The sequence below is a fragment of the Streptomyces sp. NPDC092952 genome (genome assembly GCF_044754785.1).
Lineage (GTDB): Bacteria > Actinomycetota > Actinomycetes > Streptomycetales > Streptomycetaceae > Streptomyces.
The window spans coordinates 155,900-180,177 of the sequence record NZ_JBIVPT010000004.1 but is presented as its reverse complement, the minus strand read 5'-3'; the positions used below and the strand labels follow the sequence as shown (position 1 = coordinate 180,177).

Sequence of the window (24,278 nt, the reverse complement as noted above, 5' to 3'; positions counted from 1 at the left end):
GTGGTGGCGGGGGAGTGGGGACACTCTGGCTCCGGCACGGTCGGACGGTCCAACAGCGAATGGCCGGTTCCGTGCGTTCTCCGCACCTTTCCGCCCCCTTCCGGGCCCTCCCGCACGCCCTGGAGCGGGGACCACTCATTGACGCCTTTGTTGACTTGTGATTCATTGTGTTTGGTTATGTTTGGGAGGAGACTGGTGAAGAAGACGGTTACGACGCTCGCCGACGGCCGGGAGCTGATCTACTACGACCGCCGCGAGGACACCGTGCGCGAGGCCGTCGACCAGCGCCCGCTCGGCGCCGTGTCGACCTCCTCCGAGATCCGCCGCGACCCCTTCCTCGGCGACAGCGTGGCCATCGCCTCGCACCGCCAGGGCCGTATCTACCACCCGCCGGCCGACGAGTGCCCGCTCTGCCCCTCGCAGGGCGGCAAGCACAGCGAGATCCCCGAGGCCGCGTACGACGTCGCCGTCTTCGAGAACCGCTTCCCCTCGCTGGCCGGCGACTCCGGCCGCTGCGAGGTCGTCTGCTTCACCTCCGACCACGAGGCGTCCTTCGCCGACCTCACCGAGGAACAGGCCGCCCTGGTCCTCGCGGCCTGGACCGACCGCACCGCGGCCCTCGCCGAACTCCCGCAGGTCAAGCAGGTGTTCTGCTTCGAGAACCGGGGCGCCGAGATCGGCGTCACGCTCGGCCACCCGCACGGGCAGATCTACGGCTACCCCTTCGTCACCCCGCGCACCGAGCTGATGCTCCGCTCCCTGGCCGCCCACCGGGCCGGGACCGGCGGCAACCTCTTCGACGACGTGGTGGCCCGCGAGGAGGCCGACGGCTCCCGGATCGTCCTCGCCGGCGAACACTGGGTCGCCTTCGTGCCGTACGCGGCGCACTGGCCGTACGAGGTCCACCTCCACCCGCGCCGCCGCGTCCCGGACCTGCGGGAGCTGGACGAGGCCGCGCGCACAGAGTTCCCACAGATCTATCTGGAACTCTTGCGTCGATTCGACCGGATCTTCGGCCCCGACGAGCCGCCGACCCCGTACATCGCCGCCTGGCACCAGGCCCCGTTCGGCGTCGAGGGGCGGGAGGAGTTCGGGCTCCATCTGGAGCTTTTCACCATCCGACGCACCTCCGGCAAGCTGAAGTTCCTCGCGGGTTCCGAATCCGGCATGAACGTGTTCATCAACGACGTGCCGCCGGAAGCAGCGGCGAGCCGACTGAGAGAGGTAGCGAGCCAGTGAGCGAGCCCCGGAAGAAGTACCTGGTCACCGGCGGTGCCGGATATGTCGGCAGCGTGGTCGCCCAGCACCTGCTGGAGGCCGGCCACACGGTCACCGTCCTCGACGACCTCTCGACCGGCTTCCGCGAGGGCGTCCCGGCCGGCGCCGAGTTCATCGAGGGCCGCGTCCAGGACGCCGGGAAGTGGCTCGACGCCTCCTACGACGGGGTCCTCCACTTCGCCGCGTACTCCCAGGTCGGCGAGTCCGTCACCGACCCCGAGAAGTACTGGGTGAACAACGTCGGGGGCTCCCTCGCGCTGCTCGCCGCGATGCGCGACGCCGGGGTGCGCACCCTGGTCTTCTCCTCCACCGCCGCCACCTACGGCGAACCGGCCACCACCCCCATCACCGAGACCGACCCGACCGCGCCCACCAACCCCTACGGCGCCACCAAGCTCGCCGTCGACCACATGATCACCGGCGAGGCGGCCGCGCACGGACTGGCCGCCGTCTCCCTGCGCTACTTCAACGTGGCCGGGGCGTACGGCACCTGCGGGGAGCGGCACGACCCCGAGTCCCACCTGATCCCGCTGGTCCTCCAGGTCGCCCTCGGCCGCCGCGCCTCGATCTCGGTGTACGGCGACGACTACCCGACCCCCGACGGCACCTGCGTACGCGACTACATCCACGTCGCCGACCTGGCCGAGGCCCACCTGCTCGCCCTGGACGCCGCGACCCCGGGCGAGCACCTGATCTGCAACCTCGGCAACGGCAACGGCTTCTCGGTCCGCGAGGTCGTCGAGACCGTCCGCGAGGTCACCGGCCACCCCGTCCCGGAGGTCGTCGCCCCCCGCCGCGCGGGCGACCCCGCCGTCCTCGTCGCCTCCGCCGCCACCGCCCGGGAACGGCTCGGCTGGACCCCGTCCCGCGCCGACCTGGCCGGAATCGTCACCGACGCCTGGAACTTCGCCCGCCGAGAGGAGCCCACCGCCCCATGACCACCGAGACCGGTGCCCTGACCGCCTCCTTCACCGAGCTCTACGGGTACGCGCCGGAAGGGATCTGGGCCGCCCCCGGCCGGGTCAACCTGATCGGCGAGTACACCGACTTCAACGACGGCTTCGTGATGCCGCTCGCCCTGCCGCACACCGCGCTCGCCGCCGCCGCCCGCCGCACCGACGGCGAACTGCGGCTCCACTCCACCGACGTGCCCGGCGGTGTCGTCCGGCTCCGGCTCGACGGACTGGCCCCGCACGAGGGCCACGGCTGGGCCGCGTACCCCGCCGGGGTGGCCTGGGCGCTGCGCGAGGCCGGGCACCCGGTCACCGGGGCGGACATCCAGCTCAGCTCCACCGTTCCCACCGGTGCGGGCCTGTCCTCCTCCGCCGCGCTGGAGGTCGTCACCGCCCTCGCCCTGAACGACCTCTTCGGCCTCGGGCTCTCCCTGCCCGAGCTGGCGGTGATCGGCCGCCGCGCGGAGAACGCCTTCGTGGGCGTGCCCTGCGGGATCATGGACCAGATGGCCTCCGCCTGCTGCACCGAGGGCCACGCCCTGCACCTCGACACCCGCGACCTCACCCGGCGCCAGGTCCCCTTCGACCTGTCCGCCCAGGGGCTGCGGCTGCTGGTCGTCGACACCCAGGTCAAGCACGCGCTCGGCGACGGCGCCTACGCCGAGCGGCGGGCCGGCTGCGAGGCGGGCGCCGCGGCGCTCGGCGTGGCCACCCTGCGCGAGATCCCGTACGCCGGGCTCGGCGAGGCGCTGGAGACCCTGGCCGGGGCCGGGGTGGACGAGTCCGTGATCCGCTACGTACGCCATGTGGTCGGCGACAACGAGCGGGTGGAGCGGGTCATCGCGCTCCTCGACGCGGGCGACGCGCGCGCCGTCGGCCCCGTCCTGGACGCCGGGCACGCCTCGCTCCGCGACGACCTGCGGGTCTCCTGCCCGGAGCTCGACCTGGTGGTGTCGGCGGCCGGGACGGCCGGGGCGCTCGGCGCGCGGATGACCGGCGGCGGCTTCGGCGGCTCGGCGATCGTCCTGGTCGAGGAGGAGCGTGCGGAGCAGGTCTCCGACGCCGTACGGAAGGCGTTCGCCGAGGCCGGGTACACGGCCCCGCGCATCTTCCCGGCCGTCCCCTCGGCAGGTGCCCGCCGCCTCGCGTAACCCCGGTTATGGCCCGAACACCCAAGCGGCATGGGCCAGTTCTGTGAATTCACTTCCACTGGGGCCCGGCGCCCGTACCCTGATGCACAGCACCGGTGGGGGCCGGTGCTGATTCAGGGGTACGAGACAGTCGGGTACGGCACCCGGGGAGGGTTCGCAGTCGGCACACGGCGGCGGCCGTGGGACTGCGGTCCGAATTCCCGATCCGGGGCGCCGTACCCGCACTGACCGGCCCCTTTTCGTCGTCCCCGGGGTGGCCCCAGGGACAGACACGTAGGGGGGTGCCTGTGGTTCGTATCCGGGTTCTCGTGGTGGACGACCATCGGATCTTCGCCGAGTCGCTCGCGGCGGCGCTGGCGGCCGAACCGGACGTCGAGGTGTCGGCGGCGGGCAGCGGCCCCGCGGCGTTACGGTGCCTGGAGCGGGGCGCGGCGGAGGGACGCGGCTACGACGTGATGCTGGTCGACGCCGACCTCGGCACCCTGGATCCGGCGGGCGACCGCCCGGCCCCGGGCCCCGTCCCCGTCCCGGCCGACGGGGGGAACGCCCCGGTGGACGGCATCTCGCTGGTGGCCGGCGTCCGCGCCGGGCGCCCCTCGGTGCGCACGGTGGTGCTCGCCGAGCGGGACGACCCCCGGCGCGCCGCGCTCGCCCTCCAGGCGGGGGCCGCCGGCTGGGTCGCCAAGGACTGCTCGCTGCAACGCCTGCTTGCGGTCGTCCGGGGCGTGCTGCGCGACGAGACGCATCTGCCCCCGGCGCTGCTCACCGGCGTACTGCGGGAGCTGACGGCGGCGCGCAAGCACCGCAGCGAGAGCGAGCAGCTGGTCGAGTCGCTGACCCCGCGCGAGCGCGAGGTGCTGCGCTGCATGGTGGCGGGCCTGGGCCGCAAGGCGGTGGCCGAACGCCTCTTCCTCTCCCCGCACACGGTCCGCACCCATATGCAGAACGTGCTGGGCAAGCTCGGCGTGCACTCCACCCTGGCCGCGGTCGCACTGGCCCGCCGAGCGGGCGTCGGCCCGGCCGACCCGGCCCCGCCGGGCGGCGCGCTAGGGGATGTTGTCGAACGGGGCGGTCAACTGGCGTAGCAGCCCGGCCAGTTCGCCCCGCTGCTGGGTGGAGAGCTCGCCCAGGATGGCGCGCTCCTGGGCCAGCAGCCCGGCCAGTGACTGGTCGGCCTTGTCGCGGCCCTCGGCGGTGAGCCGGACGAGGACGCCGCGGCGGTCGTTCGGATCGGGCAGCCGCTCGACGAGGTTCTTCTTGGTGAGCCGGTCGATCCGGTTGGTCATCGTCCCGGAGGTGACCAGGGTCTGGGTGAGCAGCTGGCCGGGGGAGAGCTGGTACGGGGCCCCGGCCCGGCGCAGCGACGTCAGCACGTCGAACTCCCAGGGCTCCAGATCGTGCTCGGAGAAGGCGATCCGGCGGGCCCGGTCCAGGTGCCTGGCCAGGCGGGAGACGCGGCTGAGCACCTCGAGTGGTTCCACGTCGAGGTCGGGGCGCTCGCGGCGCCATGCAGCGACCAGTCGGTCGACCTCGTCCTCCATGCGGATCAGTGTAGTTGGTCTGTCGACATGAAGTCTCTTGAATTCAAGTGTCTTGACATCAAGATAATTCTGGCGTGATCCTGGCCCCATGACCGCACCCGGCACCCCTTCCTGGGACCCGCACCAGTACCTGCGCCACGTCGACCACCGCACCCGCCCCTTCCTCGACCTCCTCGCCCGCGTCCCCGGCCTCCCGGCCACCCCCGCACCCCGCATCGCCGACCTCGGCTGCGGCGCGGGCAACGCGACCGCCCTGCTCGCCGACCGCTGGCCCGACGCCCGGATCACCGGCTACGACAACTCCCCGCAGATGCTCGAACGGGCCCGCGCCCACACCGGCCCCCGCCTGGACTTCGCCGAGGCCGACGCCGCCACCTGGACCCCCGCCGAACCGCACGCCCTGATCATCTCCAACGCCCTGCTCCAATGGGTCCCCGGCCACACCGCCCGCTTTCCCGCCTGGCTCGACGCGATCACCCCCGGCGGCACCTTCGCCTTCCAGGTCCCCGGCAACTTCGACCAGCCCAGCCACGCCCTGATGCGGGAACTCGCCGACTCCCCGCGCTGGCGGGACCGCCTCTCCGGCCACCTGCGCCACGCCGACGCCGTGGCCACCCCAGCCGCCTACCTCGACGCGCTGACCGCCCCCGGCCTCACCGCGGACGTCTGGGAGACCACGTACCTGCATCTGCTGCCCGGCGAGGACCCGGTGCTCGACTGGGTGAAGGGCACCGGCCTGCGCCCCGTCCTGACCGCCCTCGCCGACGACCCCGAGGCCTCCGACGCCTTCCTCGCCGACTACCGCGACCTGCTGCGCACCGCCTACCCGGCCGGCCCGCACGGCACGGTCTTCCCGTTCCGCCGCGTCTTCGCCGTCGCACACAAGGAGAGCCGTTGATCGCCGCCCTCGACCATGTGCAGCTCGCCGCCCCGCCCGGCTCGGAGGACGCCCTGCGCGCCTACTACGCGGGGGTGCTCGGCATGACGGAGATTCCCAAGCCCCCGGCGCTCGCGGCCCGCGGCGGCTGCTGGTTCCGGGCCGGGCCCGTCCAGCTCCACCTCGGCATCGAGCCGGACTTCCGCCCGGCCCGCAAGGCCCACCCGGGCCTGCGCGTCACGGGCATCGAGGCCTTTGCCGCCCGCCTCGCGGCACACGGCGCCGACGTCCACTGGGACGACCACCTCCCCGGCCACCGCCGCTTCTACGCCGAGGACCCGGTGGGCAACCGTCTGGAGTTCCTGGAACCGGTGGACGGCTGAAGCCCGCCGCCCGAAGGCCCGGCCGTCACAGCCGGGCCAGGGCGTCCCCGGTGATGTCGATGTCGACCGGGAACGGCACGGCCGTCTTGAGGCGGTCGTGATGGATGCCGGTCAGGGCGTACGCCTTGGACACCGGGTCCAGCTCGTAGACCCGCACCACGGGGTGGTGGTCGGTACCGGCCATGTCGACCAGCCAGAAGTTCGGAATCCCGGCCTCCGCGTACTTGCGCGGCTTGGCGTCCCGGTCCCGGGCCTCGGAGTCCGGCGAGACGACCTCGATGGCGAGCAGTACGTCGGCGGCGTGGAAGCGGGTCTGGTCGTAATCGGTGATCGCGTCCGAGCGCACCACCGAGATGTCCGGCTCGGGGCCGTTGCGGCTGTCGAGGATCACCGTCATCTCCCGCTCGGCCTTGAACTCGGCCGGGATCCAGGCGCGCAGGCCGGTCATCAGCAGATCGATCATCTTGGCGCGGAAACGGCGCCGCGGACTCACGAAGACCAGGCTCCCGTCGAGCAACTCGGTGTGCGGCGGGAGATCGGGCAAGGTGAACAGGTCGTCCACCGTGTATCCGCCCTGGGGCGGCACCGGCCAGCGGCTGCTGTGCCCGGCGAACGGCTCGGCGGTCATGGTTCCTCCCATAGGCGGGATCCTCGGCCCTCAAAACCACACTAGGGGGTGTCTGACAAATGCCTGCGGCGTCGCGGGGTCCGGCACGCACGCTCGCGGCGTTGCCGAACCGCCCACGTGGCTCCGCCACGCGGACGCCCCGGCGCCTTGCGATCGCACGCACCGGACCCCGCTCCTTCACCCGCACTCATTTATCAGACACCCCCTAGGGCGCATATCGCCCAGCCGTCATCACAACGGGTGAACAGCCCCGGTTCAGTTCTTCCGGTGGCCTATCAGTCTCGGCTTCGACTCCAGGTTCTCCAGGCCGTGCCAGGCCAGATTCACCAGGTGGGCGGCCACTTCCGACTTCTTCGGCTTGCGGGCGTTCACCCACCACTGGCCGGTCAGCGCGACCATGCCCACCAGCGCCTGCGCGTACAGCGGGGCCAGCTTCGGGTCGAAGCCGCGCGCCTTGAACTCCAGGCCCAGGATGTCCTCCACCTGGGTGGCGATGTCGCTGATCAGGGAGGCGAACGTCCCGGTCGACTGGGCCACCGGGGAATCGCGGACCAGGATGCGGAAGCCGTCGGTGTACGTCTCGATGTAGTCGAGCAGGGCGAACGCCGCCTGCTCCAGCAGCTCGCGGGGGTGCCCCGCGGTCAGCGCACCGGTCACCATGTCGAGGAGCTGGCGCATCTCGCGGTCCACGACCACCGCGTACAGCCCCTCCTTGCCACCGAAGTGCTCGTACACCACCGGCTTGGAGACACCGGCCCGGGACGCGATCTCCTCGACCGACGTGCCCTCGAAACCCTTGTCGGCGAAGAGCGTGCGACCGATGTCCAGCAACTGCTCCCGGCGCTCCTTCCCGGTCATCCGCACCCTGCGGGTACGCCGGGAGGAGGAGGGACGGGTGTTCTCGCTGCTGGTACTGGAGTCGGTCGCCACGTCGTCAATCATGCCGTCTCGGTACGTCCGCGGTCGCGCCGGGCGTCGGCCGGACCGGCACCGACCCGGCGGGAGTCGATCCGCGCCGCGTCCGGCCAGCGCACGTCGTACGCCCAGCCCAGCTTCTCGAACCAGCGGATCAGCCGGGCACTCGAATCGATCTGACCGCGCATCACGCCGTGCCGGGCACTCGTCGGGTCGGCGTGGTGCAGGTTGTGCCAGGACTCGCCGCAGGACAGCACCGCCAGCCACCACACGTTCCCCGACCGGTCGCGCGACTTGAACGGCCGCTTGCCCACCGCGTGACAGATCGAGTTGATCGACCAGGTCACATGGTGCAGCAGCGCCACCCGGACCAGCGAGCCCCAGAAGAACGCCGTCGCCGCACCCCACCACGACATCGTCACCAGTCCGCCCACCAGCGGCGGAAGCAGCAGCGAGACCGCCGTGAACGTCGCGAAGTGACGCGAGACCGCGCGGACCGCCGGGTCCTTGATCAGGTCGGGGGCGTACTTCTGCTGCGGCGTCTGCTCCTCGTCGAACATCCATCCGATGTGGGCCCACCAGAGGCCCTTCATCAGCGCGGGCAGGCTCTCCCCGAACCGCCACGGCGAATGCGGATCGCCCTCCGCGTCGGAGAACCGGTGGTGCTTGCGGTGATCCGCCACCCACCGCACGACCGGCCCCTCCACCGCCAGCGACCCCGCGACCGCCAGCGCGATCCGCAACGGGCGCTTCGCCTTGAACGAGCCGTGCGTGAAGTATCGGTGGAAACCGATCGTGATCCCGTGACAGCCGATGAAGTACATCGCCACCAGCAGCCCCAGATCCAGCCAGCTCACCCCCCACCCCCAGGCCAGCGGCACCGCCGCGACCAGCGCCACGAACGGCACCACGATGAACAGCAGCAGGGCGATCTGCTCGATCGACCGCTTGCTGTCCCCGCCGAGCGTCGCTGAGGGCAGGGGCCGGCCGTCGTCGGCCGCGGCGGACCGGGGATCGTCGAGCGCGGCGGGGCTGGTGTTCATGGGGGGTCCCCTGGGGAAGAGAAAGACGAAGGACAGCTCCGGCTACGGTTCCGTAACCTACGGCAACGTAAGTATGGCAGCGCAAGGGCCCGACGCACGAGAGCGCGACCGGGCCGCGCCAGCGGGGATACCCGATCGGGCCGCGAGCGGATGTCCACTTCGTGGACACCTATCCTGAGTGGAGTCGGACAGCGCGGTCCGCACTCTGCTTTCCCGGGACGGCGGCAGACCCGCAGCCCGCCACGGCCCGGAAACCCCCTGGGGGCGCGGCCCGCCGCGGCCCCGGAGTACCCCCGTGCTCAACCACTGCAAGGAGCCGCACACCGTGAGCAGTGCCGACCAGACACCTGCCGCCAGCACCGAACTGCGCGCCGACATCCGCCGCCTCGGCGACCTCCTCGGCGAATCCCTCGTCCGCCAGGAGGGCCAGGAACTCCTCGACCTCGTCGAACGGGTCCGCGCCCTGACCCGCACCGACGGCGAAGCCGCCGCCCAGCTCCTGGGCGAGACGGACCTGGAGACCGCCGCCCGGCTCGTCCGCGCCTTCTCCACCTACTTCCACCTCGCCAACGTCACCGAACAGGTGCACCGCGCCCGCGAGATGCGCGACCGCCGCGCCGCCGAGGGCGGCCTCCTCGCCCGTACGGCCGACCGGCTCAAGGACGCCGACCCCGACCACCTGCGCGAAACGGTCAAGAACCTCAACGTCCGCCCCGTCTTCACCGCGCACCCCACCGAGGCCGCCCGGCGCTCCGTCCTCAACAAGCTCCGCCGCATCGCCGCCCTCCTCGACACCCCCGTCGTCGAGTCCGACCGCCGCCGCCAGGACCTCCGCCTCGCCGAGAACATCGACCTCATCTGGCAGACCGACGAACTGCGCGTCGTCCGCCCCGAGCCCGCCGACGAGGCCCGCAACGCCATCTACTACCTCGACGAACTCCACGCCAACGCCGTGGGCGACGTCCTGGAGGACCTGGCCGCCGAACTCGACCGGGTGGGCGTCGAACTGCCCGCCGGAACCCGCCCCCTCACCTTCGGCACCTGGATCGGCGGCGACCGCGACGGCAACCCCAACGTCACCCCCGCCGTCACCTGGGACGTCCTGATCCTCCAGCACGAACACGGCATCACCGACGCCCTCGAACTCATCGACCAGCTCCGCGGACTGCTCTCCAACTCCATCCGCTACACCGGAGCCACCGACGAACTCCTCGCCTCCCTCGAAACCGACCTGGAACGCCTCCCCGAGATCAGCCCCCGCTACAAGCGGCTGAACGCCGAGGAGCCCTACCGGCTCAAGGCCACCTGCATCCGGCAGAAGCTCGTCAACACCCGCGCACGCCTCGCCTCCGGCACCCCGCACCGCCCCGGCTGCGACTACCTCGGCACCGCCGAACTCCTCGCCGACCTCGAACTCATCCAGACCTCCCTGCGCGCCCACCGCGGCGGACTCTTCGCCGACGGCCGCATGGACCGCACCATCCGCACCCTCGCCGCCTTCGGCCTCCAGCTCGCCACCATGGACGTACGCGAACACGCCGACGCCCACCACCACGCCCTCGGCCAGCTCTTCGACCGGCTCGGCGAGGAATCCTGGCGCTACGCCGACATGCCCCGCGACTACCGGCAGAAGCTCCTCGCCAAGGAACTCCGCTCCCGCCGCCCCCTCGCCCCCACCCCGGCCCCGCTCGACGCCGCCGGCGAGAAGACCCTCGGCGTCTTCCACACCGTCAAGGAAGCCTTCGAACGCTTCGGCCCCGAAGTCATCGAGTCCTACATCATCTCGATGTGCCAGGGCGCCGACGACGTCTTCGCCGCCGCCGTCCTCGCCCGCGAGGCCGGACTCATCGACCTGCACGCCGGCTGGGCCAGGATCGGCATCGTCCCCCTCCTGGAGACCACCGACGAACTGCGCGCCGCCGACGTCATCCTCGACGAGATGCTCGCCGACCCCTCCTACCGCCGCCTCGTCTCACTCCGCGGCGACGTCCAGGAGGTCATGCTCGGCTACTCCGACTCCTCCAAGTTCGGCGGCATCACCACCTCCCAGTGGGAGATCCACCGCGCCCAGCGCCGCCTGCGCGACGTCGCCCACCGCTACGGCGTACGCCTCCGCCTCTTCCACGGCCGCGGCGGCACCGTCGGCCGGGGCGGCGGCCCCTCCCACGACGCGATCCTCGCCCAGCCCTGGGGCACCCTGGAGGGCGAGATCAAGGTCACCGAACAGGGCGAGGTCATCTCCGACAAGTACCTCATCCCGGCCCTCGCCCGGGAGAACCTGGAACTGACCGTCGCCGCCACCCTCCAGGCCTCCGCCCTGCACACCGCACCCCGCCAGTCCGACGAGGCCCTCGCCCGCTGGGACGCGGCCATGGACACCGTCTCCGACGCGGCCCACGCGGCGTACCGCAAGCTCGTCGAGGACCCCGACCTGCCGACGTACTTCCTCGCCTCCACCCCGGTGGACCAGCTCGCCGACCTCCACCTGGGCTCGCGGCCCTCCCGCCGCCCCGGCTCGGGCGTCTCGCTCGACGGACTCCGCGCCATCCCGTGGGTCTTCGGCTGGACCCAGTCCCGCCAGATCGTCCCCGGCTGGTACGGCGTCGGCTCCGGCCTCAAGGCCCTGCGCGAAGCCGGACTCGACACCGTCCTGGACGAGATGCACGAGCACTGGCACTTCTTCCGGAACTTCATCTCCAACGTCGAGATGACCCTCGCCAAGACCGACCTGCGCATCGCCCGCCACTACGTCGACACCCTCGTCCCCGACGAGCTGAAGCACGTCTTCGCCGAGATCGAGGCCGAGCACGCGCTCACCGTCCAGGAGGTCCTCCGGGTCACCGGCTCCACCGAACTCCTCGGCACCAGCCCCGCCCTCCAGCAGACCTTCGCCATCCGCGACGCCTACCTCGACCCGATCTCCTACCTCCAGGTCTCCCTGCTGGCCCGCCAGCGGGAAGCCGCCGCCCAGGGCGAGGAACCGGACCCGCTGCTCGCCAGGGCCCTCCTGCTCACCGTCAACGGCGTCGCCGCCGGCCTGCGCAACACCGGCTGACCGCAAAGGCAACCCGACCGGACCGGGTGCGGCCCGCTCACAGCGCGAAGAACGTCGCCACGAGCAGGGCCGCACCCGCGATCCCGGTGCACCAGCCGACCCGGGACAGCCGCAGACCGCCACCGATCACCAGCCCCGACAGCACCAACGCACCACCCAGCGGCACCCAGGCATGCAGAAACCCCGGCGCCCCGGTCCGCACCACATCGTCCGTACCCGGCCGCACCACCACCGGGAACCGGTCCCCGCGCCGCGCCGCGACCGACCGCTCGATCGTCACCCGGGCCCGCGCCACCCCACCGTCCGACGGCGCGAACGGCCCCGTGCACACATCGGCACCGCACCCGGTCACCGACATCGTGCCGTGCTCACGGCCCTTGGCCAGAACGATGTGATGGGCCTTGTCCCAGGACGACAGCACACCCGCCACCAGCAACAACAGAACCGCACAGCCCATGGCGGCATTGCGGGCGTAGACCAGGGCGCGGTGGGAGGAGGAGCTCCGCTTCATGGGGAGCGATCCTTGGACAGACCGGCACCACCGGTCAACTCGCGCCCGCGAAAAGCCGGATTACCGGCAGGAATGTCAGAGTTGTACGCACCACCGCACCCCCACGCGGGTGCGGCCCCCGTACCCCTACGAGTTGTACGCGCTCTGCGCCCGCTCCAGCCCCTCGGCCAGCAGGCACTCCACCGAGTCCGCCGCCCGGTCCACCAGATACGCCAGCTCCTTGCGCTCGGTGGACGAGAAATCCTTCAGCACGAAGTCCGCGACCTGCATCCGCCCCGGCGGACGCCCGATCCCGAACCGCACCCGGTGGTACTCCGCCCCCAACGACTTGGTGATCGACTTCAGCCCGTTGTGCCCGTTGTCGCCACCACCCAGCTTGAGCCGCAGCGTCCCGTAATCGATGTCCAGCTCGTCATGGACCGCCACGACACGGTCCACCGGCACCTTGTAGAAGTCCCGCAACGCCGTGACCGGCCCGCCCGACAGATTCATGTACGACATCGGCTTCACCAGCACCACCCGCCGGCTCAGCGGACCGGGCGGGCCCACCCGGCCCTCCACGACCTGCGCCTGCGCCTTCTGCGCCCGCTTGAACTTCCCGCCGATCCGCTCGGCCAGCAGATCGGCCACCATGAAGCCCACGTTGTGCCGGTTCGCCGCGTACTCGGGGCCGGGGTTGCCGAGGCCCACGATGAGCCAGGGTGCGGTGGCGTCGGACATCTCTGCTCGGTCTCCTCGCGTACGACGGACGGGGTGCGGCGGGCGCCGCACCGCAGACAGGGAAACGGGGCGGCGGGTCCCCGAACAGGAAACCGCCACCCCGTCAGTGAAGCAGGAGAGGCGAGGCTCAGGCCTCGGCGCCCTCTTCGGCACCCTCGGCGGCCGGCTCCTCGGCCTGCGCGGCCAGGACCTGGAGCACCACGGCGTCCTCGTCACCGGCGAGCGAGACACCCTTGGGCAGCGTGATGTCCTTGGCGTGGATCGACGCACCCGCGTCCAGGCCGGCGACCGAAACGGTCACGGACTCGGGGATGTGGGTGGCCTCGGCCTCGACCAGCAGGGTGTTCTGGACGTACTCCAGCAGGTTGCCGCCCGGGGCCAGGTCGCCCTCGACCTGCACCGCGACCTCGACGCTGACCTTCTCGCCGCGCTTCACGGTGAGCAGGTCGACGTGCTCGATGTCGCCCTTGAGCGGGTTGCGCTGCACGGCCTTCGGGATGACCAGGGTGTCCTTGCCCTCGACGTCCAGGGCGATCAGCACGTTGGCGGTCTTCAGCGCCATCATCAGGGCGTGGCCCGGCAGGGTGATGTGGACCGGCTCGGCACCGTGGCCGTAGATGACGCCGGGAACCTGGTTGGCGCGGCGGGTGCGACGGGCGGCACCCTTGCCGAACTCGGTACGAACCTGGGCGTCGAGCTTGACCTCGGCCATGACTGCACTCCTCGTGGGATGACGAAAACGGAAGGTCACCCGGCCACGACTGGCCTGCTACGAAGAGCGCGTCGATAACGGACCGCCGTACCCATGAGTACGGCCTCCCTCGCCGAGCAACTCACTGAGTCTACCCGGCGAAGGAGGCCGCCCCAAAGTGGATCTTCGAACGACTGCTTCTACTGCTCCTCGAAGAGGCTGGTCACCGAGCCGTCCTCGAAGACCTCACGCACCGCACGGGCGATCGTCGGCGCGATCGAGAGCACCGTGATCTTGTCGAGCTCCAGCTCACCCGGGGTCGGCAGGGTGTCGGTGAAGACGAACTCGCTCACCTTGGAGTTCTTCAGCCGGTCCGCGGCCGGACCCGAGAGCACACCGTGGGTGGCGGTCACTATGACGTCCTCGGCACCGTGCGCGAACAGGGCGTCCGCGGCGGCGCAGATCGTGCCACCGGTGTCGATCATGTCGTCGACCAGGACACAGACCCGGCCCTTCACGTTGCCGACGACCTCGTGGACGGTCACCTGGTTGGCGACGTCCTTGTCCCGGCGCTTGTGCACGATGGCCAGCGGGGCGTCCAGCCGGTCGCACCAGCGGTCGGCGACCCGCACCCGGCCCGCGTCCGGGGAGACGATCGTCAGCTTCGAGCGGTCCACCTTGGCACCGACGTAGTCGGCCAGGATCGGCAGCGCGAACAGGTGGTCCACCGGGCCGTCGAAGAAGCCCTGGATCTGGTCCGTGTGCAGGTCCACGGTGAGGATGCGGTCCGCACCCGCCGTCTTCATCAGGTCGGCGACCAGACGGGCCGAGATCGGCTCACGGCCGCGGTGCTTCTTGTCCTGGCGGGCGTACCCGTAGAACGGGACGATCACCGTGATGGAGCGGGCCGAGGCGCGCTTCAGCGCGTCCAGCATGATCAGCTGCTCCATGACCCACTTGTTGATCGGAGCGGTGTGGCTCTGGATCAGGAAGCAGTCGGCGCCGCGGGCCGACTCCTGGAAGCGGACGTAGATCTCACCGTTGGCGAAATCGAAAGCCTTGGTCGGCACGAGACCGACACCCAGCTGGTGCGCGACCTCCTCGGCCAGCTCGGGGTGGGCGCGGCCGGAGAAGAGCATCAGTTTCTTCTCGCCGGTCGTCTTGATCCCGGTCACAGCACAGTCTCCTCAGACGTGTTCCTGGCCCCGCGCATGTGTCGCGATGTGCGACGAGCCAGCCGAAATGGGGTGAGCATCTATCACGGTACGCCGTGCACGACGTACCTGTTTCCGGTCAGCTTTCGCTCGTGCGCTCCGAAGCGGCGGCCTGGGCCGCCTGCGCGGCGCCGCTCCCCGGTCGCTTGCGAGCCACCCAACCCTCGATATTCCTTTGCTGGCCGCGTGCGACGGCCAGCGAACCGGGCGGTACGTCCTTGGTGATGACCGATCCGGCGGCGGTGTAAACGCCGTCCCCGACCGTGACAGGAGCCACAAACATATTGTCGGCTCCGGTGCGGCAGTGGGAGCCGATCGTGGTGTGGTGCTTGGCCTCGCCGTCGTAGTTCACGAAGACGCTCGCGGCACCGATGTTGGTGTGGTCACCGATCGTGGCGTCGCCGACGTAGCTCAGGTGCGGGACCTTGGCCCCCTCGCCGAGCGTGGCCTTCTTCAGCTCCACGTACGTCCCGACCTTCGACTTCACGCCGAGCCGGGAGCCGGGCCGCAGATAGGCGTACGGGCCGACCGACGCGCCCGCGCCGATCTCCGCGCCGTCCGCCACCGTGTTGTCCACCCGGGCGCCCTCGCCGACCACGGTGTCCTTCAGCCGGGAGTTGGGGCCGACCTCGGCGTCCTCGCCCAGGTGGGTGGCGCCGAGCAGCTGCGTGCCCGGGTGCACGACCGCGTCGCGCTCGTACGTCACGGTGACGTCGATCAGCGTGGACGCCGGGTCCACGACCGTCACCCCGGCCGTCATGGCCCGCTCCAGCAGCCGCTGGTTGAGCAGCCGCCGGGCCTCGGCCAGCTGGACCCGGTTGTTGATGCCGAGGATCTCGCGGTGGTCCCCGGCGACCGAGGCGCCCACCCGGTGACCGGCCTCGCGCAGGATCGACAGGACGTCGGTGAGGTACTCCTCGCCCTGGCTGTTGTCCGTGCCGATCTTGCCGAGGGCGTCGGCCAGGAGCCGGCCGTCGAAGGCGAAGACCCCGGAGTTGATCTCCCGGATCGCGCGCTGGGCGTCGGTGGCGTCCTTGTGCTCGACGATCGCGGTGACCGCCCCGTCGGCCGGGTCGCGGACGATGCGGCCGTAGCCGGTGGAGTCGGGGACCTCGGCGGTCAGCACGGTGACGGCGTTGCCGTCCGCCGCGTGGGTGGCGGCGAGCGCGCGGAGCGTCCCGCCGGAGAGCAGCGGGGTGTCGCCGCAGACGACGATCACGGTCCCCCCGACGGAGCCGCCCAGCGCGTCGAGCCCGACGCGCACGGCGTTGCCGGTGCCCTTCTGCTCGGGCTGGTGGGCGGTGCGCAGCCGCTCGTCGACGGTGGCGAGATGCGCGGTGACCTGCTCGCCCGCGTGGCCGACGACCACGACGAGGTGTTCGGGGTCCAGCTCGCGGGAGGCGGTGACGACATGTCCGACGAGCGAGCGCCCGGAAATCTCGTGGAGGACCTTGGGGGTCTTCGACTTCATGCGGGTGCCCTCACCCGCTGCGAGGACGACGACGGCTGCCGGGCGTTCGGAGCTCACGGAAATGCCCTTCGGCTTCGGGTGGTGGACACCCGAAGGATACCGGGGGGCTGTTGGCCGGGCATGGGTACGGGCCCCGACCTGCTGATCGGGGCCCGTGATGGCGTTCCGCGGGGCTTTCCGTGATGTCTCACGGTGCTCCGCGCTGCTCCCGGGGAAGGAATCGAACCCTCATTCAATGGACCAAAACCATTTGTCCTGCCATTAGACGACCCGGGATAGATCGACCTTTATGTCCGAATTTCTTGATCGGCTCGCTTTCCGGCCTCTACTATGCCGTACCACCAGCCCTCAATGCGACGGTACAGGTCGGCGCTCTTCAAAACGCGCACCACCAGGCAACCCCGGTAGTTCTCCCCGACGTTCTTGCGGTTGGTCCGCGGCGAGTGCTTCTTGACGGAGGTCTTGCCGAACGCGGAGGCCCCGGCTCCCGTCAGGGCGGCCCAGTACCGCTCCGCCGACGCGATGTCGGCGGTCTCGTGGATGTGCACGTGGAAGCGGAGGTGTGCGTCGCTCACCCCCAGGAGGCGGAGCCAGGCGAGGAACAGTTCGATCATGCCCGGGTCGCTGTTGGTGAAGGTGACTCTCTCCTGCGGCCGGTGCGACTTGGCCTTGGAGCCCTCCGCCCAGTACAGGCCCACCCCCAGCAGGAAGAGTTCGCGCGGGCTCAGCGGGCCGATCCCGGCCGCCGCCCTCCTCTTCGTCTCCCCGCGCTCCTCCTCGCGTCGCCGGAGAGCCGCTTCCCAGCCGCGCCTGGCGATGGCTGACGCCTCCTCCCGGGACCGCTTGCGCTCCGGCTTCGGCAGGTCCCGTACCCACAGCGAGATCGAGCTCTTCGAGCACCCCAGTTCCAGCTGGATCCGGTCGTACGTCATGCCCTGGAGGCGGAGCTCACGGGCCCGCTCGCGGAGGTCGTCCCGGGCGCGCGGGCGTTTCGTCCATTCCGGGGCCGGCTCGCCCCGGACGAGCCGGTTCAGGAGGTCGTTGTTGTGGATGTGCAGGCGGTCGCGGATCTGGCGCAGGCTGAGGCCCTCCCGGCGCAGGGTGATCGCCTGTTCGCGCAGATTCTCGAAGTCGGCATATGTGCTCGTGATCTTCGTCATGCGGTGAGCGTCGTCCGGAATGCGGGCGTCCGGTGCGAAAGGCTGATCGATTCGCCATTTCAAGCGATAAGTGGCTGTTTCGGCTTCCCGTGGTGGTCGCCTGTGCTGTCCGGGTTCTCCGGGATCGGGCGGCGGCCGCCCGTAGGGTGGATGCCATGACCGCAACGGGGGCAGACCAGGAGGCGGCGGGACCGACCACCCGCGGCTACTGGTGGTGGGAGCGGCGGCGCAGTGTCGCCCTGGACGTGGGGCTCGGGGTTCTCTCGGCGCTGGAGTGTGCGCTGGAGGGGGTGGATTTCGCCGGGGACGCCGGGTTGCCGGTGCCGGTGGGGGTGCTGTTCGGGCTGCTGGTGGGGTCGGTGCTGGTGCTGCGGCGGCGGTGGCCGATCGCGGTGGTGCTGGTGTCGATCGCGACGGCGCCGGCCGGGATGGCGTTCCTGATGGGGCTGGTGGGTCTGTACAGCCTGGCCGCCTCGGAGGTGCCGCGCCGGATCACGGCGGTGCTCAGCGGGATGTCCTTCGCGGGTTCGTTCATCGTGTCGTACGTACGGCTGCGGCAGAACGTGGCGGAGCAGGCGGACTTCGGGCCCGGTGACTGGTACGTACCGCTGATCTCGCTGTTCATGTCGCTCGGGCTGACCGCGCCGCCCGTGCTGCTGGGCCTCTACATAGGGGCGCGGCGGCGGCTGATGGAGAGCTTGCGGGAGCGGGCGGACTCGCTGGAGCGGGAGCTGTCGCTGCTCGCGGACCGGGCCGAGGAGCGGGCGGAGTGGGCGCGTGCGGAGGAGCGGCACCGGATCGCCCGGGAGATGCATGACGTGGTCGCCCACCGGGTGAGTCTGATGGTGGTGCACGCGGCGGCGCTCCAGGCGGTCGCGCCGAAGGATCCCGCGAAGGCGGTGCGGAACGCGGCGCTGGTGGGGGACATGGGGCGGCAGGCGTTGACGGAGTTGCGCGAGATGCTCGGGGTGCTGCGGGCGGGGGATCCGGTGTCGTCGCGTCCGGCCGGGGTGCCGTTGGCGTCGGTGGGTCAGGCGGCTGCCGCGGCTGCGGCCGCGGCAGCGGAGGACGGGCCCCGGTTGCGTGAGGTGGAGACGTTGGTGGGGGAGTCCCGGGCGGCGGGGATGACGGTGGAGCTGTCGGTGGACGGGGAGGCGCGGGGGTATCCGCCCGAGGTCGAGCAGACGGCGTACCGGGTGGTGCAGGAGGCGTTGACCAACGTGCACAAGCATGCGGCGGGGGCGCGGACCTGGGTGCGGTTGGCGCATCGGGGTGCGGAGGTCGCGATGCAGGTGGAGAACGGTCCGTCGGACGCGGCGACGGCGGACGCGGGGCTGCCGAGCGGGGGGAACGGGCTGGTCGGGATGCGGGAGCGGGTGCTGGGTCTGGGCGGGGTGTTCGTGTCGGGGCCGACGGAGGCGGGGGGTTTCCGGGTGTCGGCGGTGCTGCCGGCGGGGGAGGCGGCGGTCTGAGCGGCCCTCTTCCGTACGGGTACGGCTTCGGCGGCCCGGTCCCGGCTCGGGTTCGGGATCGGGCCGCCGGTGCGGGGTGGTCCGTGGCGGGCGTGGGGCCCGGTCCGGGTCAGCCGGAGACGAGGCGGGCCGGCTGGATGCCCGAGACGAGGGTGGCCAGGGCCTGGTCGATGTCCGGGCCGAGGTACCAGTCGCCGGTGTGGTCGATGCTGTAGACGCGGCCCTCGGTGTCGATGGCCAGTACGGCCTGCCCGTCGCCCTCCTCGCCCAGGGGGCTGACCTCGGTCTCCAGTGCCCGGCCGAGGTCGCCGAGGGTCCGGGCCAGGTGGAGTCCGCTCAGTGGGTCCATGCGTACGGAGGCGGGGGCGATCTGGCGGCCGGGGGCGGAGGCGGTGATGTGCAGCCCGCCGAATTCGGCCCAGGCCTCCACGGCGGCGGGGAAGACCGCGTGCCGGTGGCCGGCGGGGGAGATGTGCGAGCTGAGCGTGTCGGCCCATTCCTCGGCCCGGCGGATGTCCCAGCGGCCCGGTTCCCAGCCGGCGGCGCGCAGGGCGGCGTCGACGGCGACGGGGAAGCGGGTGGTGGTGTTCCGGTCGCGTTCGGCGGGGCCCGTCTGTGCGGGCAGGTCGGTTCGGTCGCGCATCGGCGTGCGGTCAGCCCTTCTCGGCGGTGGTCGCGGCCGTGGGCGTCGCCAGGTCGACGGGGCGTACGCCGAAGTGGGCGAGCATGGCCGTGCAGGAGCGGCACGGGGGCGCGTAGCTGCCGTGCATGGGGTCGCCGTCCTCGCGGATGCGCCGCGCGGTGAGCCGGGAGTGCTTGAGGGCGCGCCGGGCTTCGCCGTTGGTCAGCGGCTTGCGCTGGGCGCGCTTGGAGCGGGTGGACTCGGCGGCGGTGAGCTGCCGGGAGAGGAGTATCGCTTCGGGGCAGCGGCCGGTGAAGCGTTCGCGCCGGCCGCTGGGGAGGGTGTCCAGGAAGTCCTGGACGAGCGGGTGCAGTACGGGGGGCTGGTCGCCCTTGCCCGCGGTGCAGGTGAGTGTTTCGCCGCGTACGGAGAGCGCTGCCGCGACCGCGGGCAGGATGCCGTCGCGGCGGTGGATCAGCCGGGGTGCCCGGTTGCCGTCGGCGCTGCTCCAGCTGAGGCGCGGATCTCCGGATGTGACTGTTTGTGCTGTGTGCATTGGTGCTTTCCCTCCCGTGCCGGCAGCGGTAGCTGCGCGATGTGCACGCCCCCGAGTTGCGGTGACAGCCTGCCAAATGTCCGGGCTGGTGTGGAAGCTGGGGCGGTGAAACGTGCCTTCGTGTCGCGCGGGGAGCGGCTTCGTGGCGCGTGCCGGGGTGGTTTCGGACGGGGGCCGTTGCCGGGCGCGTCGCTCGTCCGTCACGCCGTTGTGACGGTTGGTGACGGTTGTGGGGAGGGGCGGGTAGGACAGGTCACATGGGCGGGACCGGCCCTTGCGTCACCGCATAGGCTGTGCCGGGACCGCCGCTCCAGGGCGGGCCGGTCCTCACCAGCCAGACGCAGCAGGGGGCAACCGCCATGACGACAGGTCGGCTCGGTCAGCAAGCCGCGCCACCGAACGCGGCCTACGCCGGGCAGCTCGTGCATTTCCCGGACCCGGTCCGGGCGTCCCGCCACCCCGGCGGTGTGCGCATGGACGGGAACGGCAGCCCGGTCTTCACGCCGTACGCGCGTGCCGCCGCCGAGGTCGCCGAACCGCCGCAGGGCTTCGGGGTCGACGAGCTGCGGCTCACCGACTACGTCTCGGCGAACGCGGCGCTCGCGGCGAGCGGCCATGAGCTCTGGGACACGATTCCGGCGGTCGCCACTCCGCACGGCTGGACCTGGCACCACGTGCCCGGTGGCCGGCGGATGGAGCTGGTTCCGGTCGAGGTGAAGGCGCTGCTGCGGCACCATGCGGGGCTGGCCGGTACGGCCGTCGACCACGACAAGCGGGGTACCCGCCCGTTGCAGGAGACCCGGCCCGCGCACTTCCGGCTGCCGAAGGGGGCCGTGGCGGTGAGCGAGTCGCAGGTCCTGGGGGTGGAGGAGGACCTCGGTTACCGGTTGCCGGGGGCGTACCGCTCGTTCCTGAAGGCGGCGGGCGGTTCGGCGCCGGTGGGCGCGGCGCTCGACGCGGAGCTGGGGCTCCTGGTGGACCAGCCGTTCTTCACGGTGCGCGAGCAGGCCGGGGTGAACGACCTGGTGTACGTCAACAAGTGTCTGCGCGACCACCTCACGAAGGACTTCCTGGGCGTCGGTTTCGTCCAGGGCGGCATCGTCGCGGTGAAGGTGCGGGGCGACGGCGTGGGGTCGGTGTGGTTCTGCGCCTATGACGATGCCCGGGACCGGGACGGCTGGTCGGTGCAGGACCGGGTGGGCCGGCTGCTGCTGCCGTGCGGTGCGGATTTCGACGCCTTCCTCCAGCGGCTGGCGGGCAATCCGCCGGAGCTGGAGACCGTGGCGAACCTGATGGTGGACGGCGGCTTCGCGCGGGCCGTCCCGGTGGAGGGGTGAGCGCGATGGTGACTTTTGCGCAGGCGCAGGAGCGCGCGGACGAGTGGATCAACGGGGACGTTCCGGCGTACCAGCACCGTGAGGTGCGGGTGCGGGAGTTCGAGCTGGGCTTCGTGGTGTGGGGCGAGGACCGGGCGGAGGGCCCTGTCTCGGACGGTGGCAACCAGCGTCTGGTGATCGCCCGTGACAGTGGTGAGGCGACGCTGTGGCCGGGGCTGCCGGTGGGTGAGGTGATCCGGCGGTTCGAGGAGGAGTACGGGGCGCTGGCCGCGGCGGCGGCCGCTCCGGAGCCGCCGCAGCGGATCGATCTGAATCAGACGTCGTTCCTGTTGAGCCCCCCGGAGTGGCTCCAGGAGGCGGCGGACAAGCTGGGCATCCCGGACCGTCGCGCGGACGGTGCGCCGGCTGGTGGCGGGCCGGGTTCGCAGGGTGGGCAGCCGGCGTACGAGCCGACCGCCAACGACGGTGTTCCGGCGGGTCCGCCCCCGGCGCCGGTCCCGCCGGTGGTTCCGGCAGCGGCTCCGGTGGCGCCGCCCCGGGCTCCGGCGGGTGTGCCGGACGGGTCGACCCCGTGGGCCGGTACGGACACCAATACGGGTGCGGATTCCGACGACGCGGAGGTGCCGCTGCCCGCGACGGTGTTCGCGCCGCCGCTCTCGGGTGCCGATGACGAGAACACGCCGCCGCCGGTGGTGCCGGCCGACGCTCCGACCGCCCTGATGTCGGGGGGCAGCCAGTTGCCCCGGACCGCGCTGGTGCCGGGTCTGTCGTCGCCGGAGGGGCCGGGTGGGCCGGGGGTTCCGGGCGCGCCGGGTATGCCGGGTGCGCCCGGGGCCGGTGATTTCGCGGACGCGACCACCGGCAAGGCCGCGGTGGCTCCGCCCGGTCCGCGTGGCGGTGCCGTACCCCCGCCGCCTCCGGGTGCGCCCGGGGTTCCTGGGGCGCCGGGTGTTCCGGGTGCGCCTGTGCCGCCGCCCTCGGGGCCGGGTGCGCCCGGTGCCCCGGCGGGCGGGTATCTGCCGACCCAGCTCGCCCCGCAGATCGGTGCGCCGGGTGGTCCGGGTGCGCCGGTGCCGCCGCCGGGTCCGCCCGGGGTGCCGGGTGCCTCGGTGCCGCCTCCGCCCGGTTCGACGCCGCCTCCCGGCCCGCCCGGTGCCGTGCCGCCTCCGCCGCCCGGTGGTGGGGTGCACCATGCCGCGACGATGCTGGCCAACCCGAGCATGGGCGGCCCCGGCGGTGTGCAGCCTCCTGGCCCGCCCGGCCCGCCCGGTGGTACGCCGCCGCCTCCGCCCGGTGCCGTGCCTCCGCCCGGTGGTGGGGTGCACCACGCGGCGACGATGCTGGCGGACCCGAGCATGGGCGGCCCCGGCGGCGTACAGCCTCCTGGCCCGCCCGGTGCCGTGCCTCCGCCCGGTGGTGGGGTGCACCATGCCGCGACGATGCTGGCCAACCCGAGCATGGGCGGCCCCGGCGGCGTACAGCCCCCCGGCCCGCCCGGTCCTCCCGGCGCCCCCGGCCCCGTGCCGCCGCAGGGTCCGCACACCCCGCCGCCCGCGTACGGTTATCCGCAGCAGCCCCCGTCCGGTCAGCCGACCGTCGGCCCCGGCTACCAGGCCGTGCTGCGTTACCGCGCGCCCGACGGCAGCGAGCAGCAGCTGATCCGCCGCTCGGCGCCCGGCACCCCGCACCCCGAGTGGCAGATGCTGCACGAGCTGCGGGCGATGAACGTGCCGCCGCAGCAGGTCATCGAGCTGCACACCGAGCTGGAGTCCTGCGAGCTGCCCGGCGGCTACTGCGCGCGCATGATCCGTGAGACCTGGCCGCAGGTGCGGATCACCAGCGTCGCCCCGTACGGCACCGACCACGCCAGCCGCCAGCAGGGCATGCAGCACCTCCTCACCCACCAGGGCGAGCTGCACCAGGTGGCGGACGGCCCGGCCCGCCCGGCGCCGGTCCGCGCGCCGCTCCCGCAGATGCCGGCCGCGCCCGTGGTGCCGCCGGAGGTCGTCGCGGAGGAGCTGCTGCAGAGCTTCGGGCCGCAGGGCATCCTCCGTTTCGACCAGCGTGCGGTGTCCCGCCAGGGGGTGCCCGAGACGGTGGCCCGTGCGCTGGTGTGGGCGGGGCTGCCTGCCGATTTCGGGCCGTTCTTCTGGGCGCAGCCGGGCCAGCCGGTGGTGCCGACGCTGGGCGAGCTGGCCCAGCAGCGGCAGGTGCAGGCCGCGCCCGACGCGGGCTCGTACCTGGTGATGGGGTCCGATTTCGGCCGGGCGATCTGTGTCCAGTACGGGACGGCGAACATCGTCGCGGTGCCCGTCGAGGCGGGTCCGGGCGGGCAGTCGGTGCCGCCGCAGTTCGTGAACACCGGGCTGCCGGAGTTCCAGCGCTCGATGGCGCTGCTCGGCCGGATGTGGCGGCTGCGGTTCGGGCTGACCCCGGAGCAGGCGGGTCGCTGGACGGTCGACTTCCAGGCCCAGCTGATGGCGCTGGACGCGGCGGCGCTGGCGTCGCCGGAGAGCTGGTGGTCCGTGCTGCTCGAACAGATGTGGGACGGACTGCTCTGATCACGGGCCCTGCGCACCTCGCGGGGCTCCGAGACATCCGCGTACGGCGCCCGGTTCCCGAAAGGGGGCCGGGCGCCGTGCCCTGTGGCGCCCGTGCGGCTGTGATGCCCGTCGCTTCTGTCCGTAAAGCAGATGATCG

General features: G+C 72.0%; 22 protein-coding genes and 1 tRNA gene. 10 read left to right on the top strand and 13 right to left on the bottom strand.

What is annotated here, in order from left to right:
* Positions 1-195: 195 nt before the first annotated feature.
* The 4 genes from galT (at position 196) to ACIQGQ_RS11810 (ending at position 4,467) form a co-directional block, all read left to right on the top strand.
* The gene (gene galT, locus ACIQGQ_RS11825; protein ID WP_402393842.1) at positions 196-1,239 is read left to right on the top strand and encodes a galactose-1-phosphate uridylyltransferase; all 1,044 of its coding nucleotides are present in this window, start codon (positions 196-198) and stop codon (positions 1,237-1,239) included.
* The gene (galE, locus tag ACIQGQ_RS11820; protein ID WP_402393839.1) at positions 1,236-2,216 is read left to right on the top strand and encodes a UDP-glucose 4-epimerase GalE; all 981 of its coding nucleotides are present in this window, start codon (positions 1,236-1,238) and stop codon (positions 2,214-2,216) included. The genes galT and galE overlap by 4 nt, the downstream gene beginning before the upstream one ends.
* Positions 2,213-3,382, top strand: a complete 1,170-nt coding sequence (galK, locus tag ACIQGQ_RS11815; RefSeq protein ID WP_402393836.1) for a galactokinase — start codon at positions 2,213-2,215, stop codon at positions 3,380-3,382. The genes galE and galK overlap by 4 nt, the downstream gene beginning before the upstream one ends.
* 287 nt (positions 3,383-3,669) lie before the next feature.
* On the top strand, positions 3,670-4,467 hold the full coding sequence (locus ACIQGQ_RS11810) for a response regulator transcription factor (RefSeq protein ID WP_366292323.1): 798 nt from the start codon (positions 3,670-3,672) through the stop codon (positions 4,465-4,467).
* Here the strand turns inward: ACIQGQ_RS11810 and ACIQGQ_RS11805 are convergent.
* A complete protein-coding gene (locus tag ACIQGQ_RS11805; protein ID WP_352276865.1) occupies positions 4,429-4,923 on the bottom strand; it encodes a MarR family transcriptional regulator in 495 nt (164 codons plus the stop codon). The two genes, ACIQGQ_RS11810 and ACIQGQ_RS11805, sit on opposite strands and share 39 nt — an antisense overlap.
* Before the next feature lie 88 nt (positions 4,924-5,011).
* On the opposite strand from ACIQGQ_RS11805, the gene ACIQGQ_RS11800 reads away from it, so the two are divergent.
* A complete protein-coding gene (locus ACIQGQ_RS11800) occupies positions 5,012-5,821 on the top strand; it encodes a trans-aconitate 2-methyltransferase (protein ID WP_402393833.1) in 810 nt (269 codons plus the stop codon).
* Positions 5,818-6,183 carry a VOC family protein gene (locus ACIQGQ_RS11795; protein ID WP_402393830.1) on the top strand — a complete coding sequence of 122 codons (366 nt, stop codon included), beginning with the start codon at positions 5,818-5,820 and terminating at the stop codon, positions 6,181-6,183. The genes ACIQGQ_RS11800 and ACIQGQ_RS11795 overlap by 4 nt, the downstream gene beginning before the upstream one ends.
* Positions 6,184-6,208: 25 nt before the next feature.
* Here the strand turns inward: ACIQGQ_RS11795 and ACIQGQ_RS11790 are convergent, their stop codons facing one another.
* From ACIQGQ_RS11790 to ACIQGQ_RS11780, 3 genes are all read right to left on the bottom strand, one after another.
* The gene (locus ACIQGQ_RS11790) at positions 6,209-6,811 is read right to left on the bottom strand and encodes a Uma2 family endonuclease (RefSeq protein ID WP_402394802.1); all 603 of its coding nucleotides are present in this window, start codon (positions 6,809-6,811) and stop codon (positions 6,209-6,211) included.
* 255 nt (positions 6,812-7,066) lie between these two features.
* Entirely contained in the window at positions 7,067-7,753 is a 687-nt protein-coding gene (locus ACIQGQ_RS11785) for a TetR/AcrR family transcriptional regulator (RefSeq protein ID WP_402393827.1), read from the bottom strand.
* Positions 7,750-8,769: an acyl-CoA desaturase gene (locus ACIQGQ_RS11780; RefSeq protein WP_402393824.1), complete on the bottom strand. Its 1,020-nt coding sequence runs from the start codon at positions 8,767-8,769 to the stop codon at positions 7,750-7,752. The genes ACIQGQ_RS11785 and ACIQGQ_RS11780 overlap by 4 nt, the downstream gene beginning before the upstream one ends.
* A gap of 325 nt (positions 8,770-9,094) precedes the next feature.
* Here ACIQGQ_RS11780 and ppc point away from each other — a divergent pair, with 325 nt between their 5' ends.
* Entirely contained in the window at positions 9,095-11,824 is a 2,730-nt protein-coding gene (gene ppc, locus ACIQGQ_RS11775) for a phosphoenolpyruvate carboxylase (protein WP_402393821.1), read from the top strand.
* A gap of 37 nt (positions 11,825-11,861) precedes the next feature.
* Here the strand turns inward: ppc and ACIQGQ_RS11770 are convergent, their stop codons facing one another.
* The 7 genes from ACIQGQ_RS11770 to ACIQGQ_RS11740 form a co-directional block, all read right to left on the bottom strand.
* On the bottom strand, positions 11,862-12,335 hold the full coding sequence (locus ACIQGQ_RS11770; RefSeq protein ID WP_402393818.1) for a hypothetical protein: 474 nt from the start codon (positions 12,333-12,335) through the stop codon (positions 11,862-11,864).
* A gap of 126 nt (positions 12,336-12,461) precedes the next feature.
* On the bottom strand, positions 12,462-13,055 hold the full coding sequence (pth, locus tag ACIQGQ_RS11765) for an aminoacyl-tRNA hydrolase (RefSeq protein ID WP_366292299.1): 594 nt from the start codon (positions 13,053-13,055) through the stop codon (positions 12,462-12,464).
* Between the two features lie 127 nt (positions 13,056-13,182).
* Entirely contained in the window at positions 13,183-13,767 is a 585-nt protein-coding gene (locus tag ACIQGQ_RS11760; RefSeq protein ID WP_366292296.1) for a 50S ribosomal protein L25/general stress protein Ctc, read from the bottom strand.
* A 179-nt stretch (positions 13,768-13,946) separates the two neighbouring features.
* The gene (locus tag ACIQGQ_RS11755) at positions 13,947-14,921 is read right to left on the bottom strand and encodes a ribose-phosphate diphosphokinase (protein ID WP_352276880.1); all 975 of its coding nucleotides are present in this window, start codon (positions 14,919-14,921) and stop codon (positions 13,947-13,949) included.
* 118 nt (positions 14,922-15,039) lie between these two features.
* Positions 15,040-16,488 (bottom strand): bifunctional UDP-N-acetylglucosamine diphosphorylase/glucosamine-1-phosphate N-acetyltransferase GlmU, encoded by a 1,449-nt coding sequence (gene glmU, locus ACIQGQ_RS11750; RefSeq protein ID WP_402393814.1) that lies wholly within the window; start codon positions 16,486-16,488, stop codon positions 15,040-15,042.
* A 148-nt stretch (positions 16,489-16,636) separates the two neighbouring features.
* Positions 16,637-16,707, bottom strand: a tRNA-Gln gene (locus ACIQGQ_RS11745).
* Positions 16,708-16,718: 11 nt separating this feature from the next.
* The gene (locus ACIQGQ_RS11740; RefSeq protein ID WP_402393812.1) at positions 16,719-17,591 is read right to left on the bottom strand and encodes a hypothetical protein; all 873 of its coding nucleotides are present in this window, start codon (positions 17,589-17,591) and stop codon (positions 16,719-16,721) included.
* 155 nt (positions 17,592-17,746) lie between these two features.
* Between ACIQGQ_RS11740 and ACIQGQ_RS11735 the strand changes: the two genes are divergently transcribed.
* The gene (locus tag ACIQGQ_RS11735; RefSeq protein ID WP_402393809.1) at positions 17,747-19,063 is read left to right on the top strand and encodes a sensor histidine kinase; all 1,317 of its coding nucleotides are present in this window, start codon (positions 17,747-17,749) and stop codon (positions 19,061-19,063) included.
* A 109-nt stretch (positions 19,064-19,172) separates the two neighbouring features.
* Here ACIQGQ_RS11735 and ACIQGQ_RS11730 read toward each other — a convergent pair whose 3' ends face one another.
* Together ACIQGQ_RS11730 and ACIQGQ_RS11725 are read right to left on the bottom strand one after the other, a co-directional pair.
* Positions 19,173-19,706 carry an SUKH-3 domain-containing protein gene (locus ACIQGQ_RS11730; RefSeq protein ID WP_402393806.1) on the bottom strand — a complete coding sequence of 178 codons (534 nt, stop codon included), beginning with the start codon at positions 19,704-19,706 and terminating at the stop codon, positions 19,173-19,175.
* Positions 19,707-19,716: 10 nt separating this feature from the next.
* The gene (locus ACIQGQ_RS11725; protein ID WP_402393804.1) at positions 19,717-20,241 is read right to left on the bottom strand and encodes a YwqJ-related putative deaminase; all 525 of its coding nucleotides are present in this window, start codon (positions 20,239-20,241) and stop codon (positions 19,717-19,719) included.
* Positions 20,242-20,600: 359 nt separating this feature from the next.
* Between ACIQGQ_RS11725 and ACIQGQ_RS11720 the strand changes: the two genes are divergently transcribed.
* The gene (locus tag ACIQGQ_RS11720; RefSeq protein WP_402393801.1) at positions 20,601-21,578 is read left to right on the top strand and encodes an SMI1/KNR4 family protein; all 978 of its coding nucleotides are present in this window, start codon (positions 20,601-20,603) and stop codon (positions 21,576-21,578) included.
* A gap of 5 nt (positions 21,579-21,583) precedes the next feature.
* Complete coding sequence (locus ACIQGQ_RS11715) at positions 21,584-24,139, top strand: SUKH-4 family immunity protein (protein ID WP_402393798.1); 2,556 nt, start codon at positions 21,584-21,586, stop codon at positions 24,137-24,139.
* Positions 24,140-24,278 lie beyond the last annotated feature (139 nt).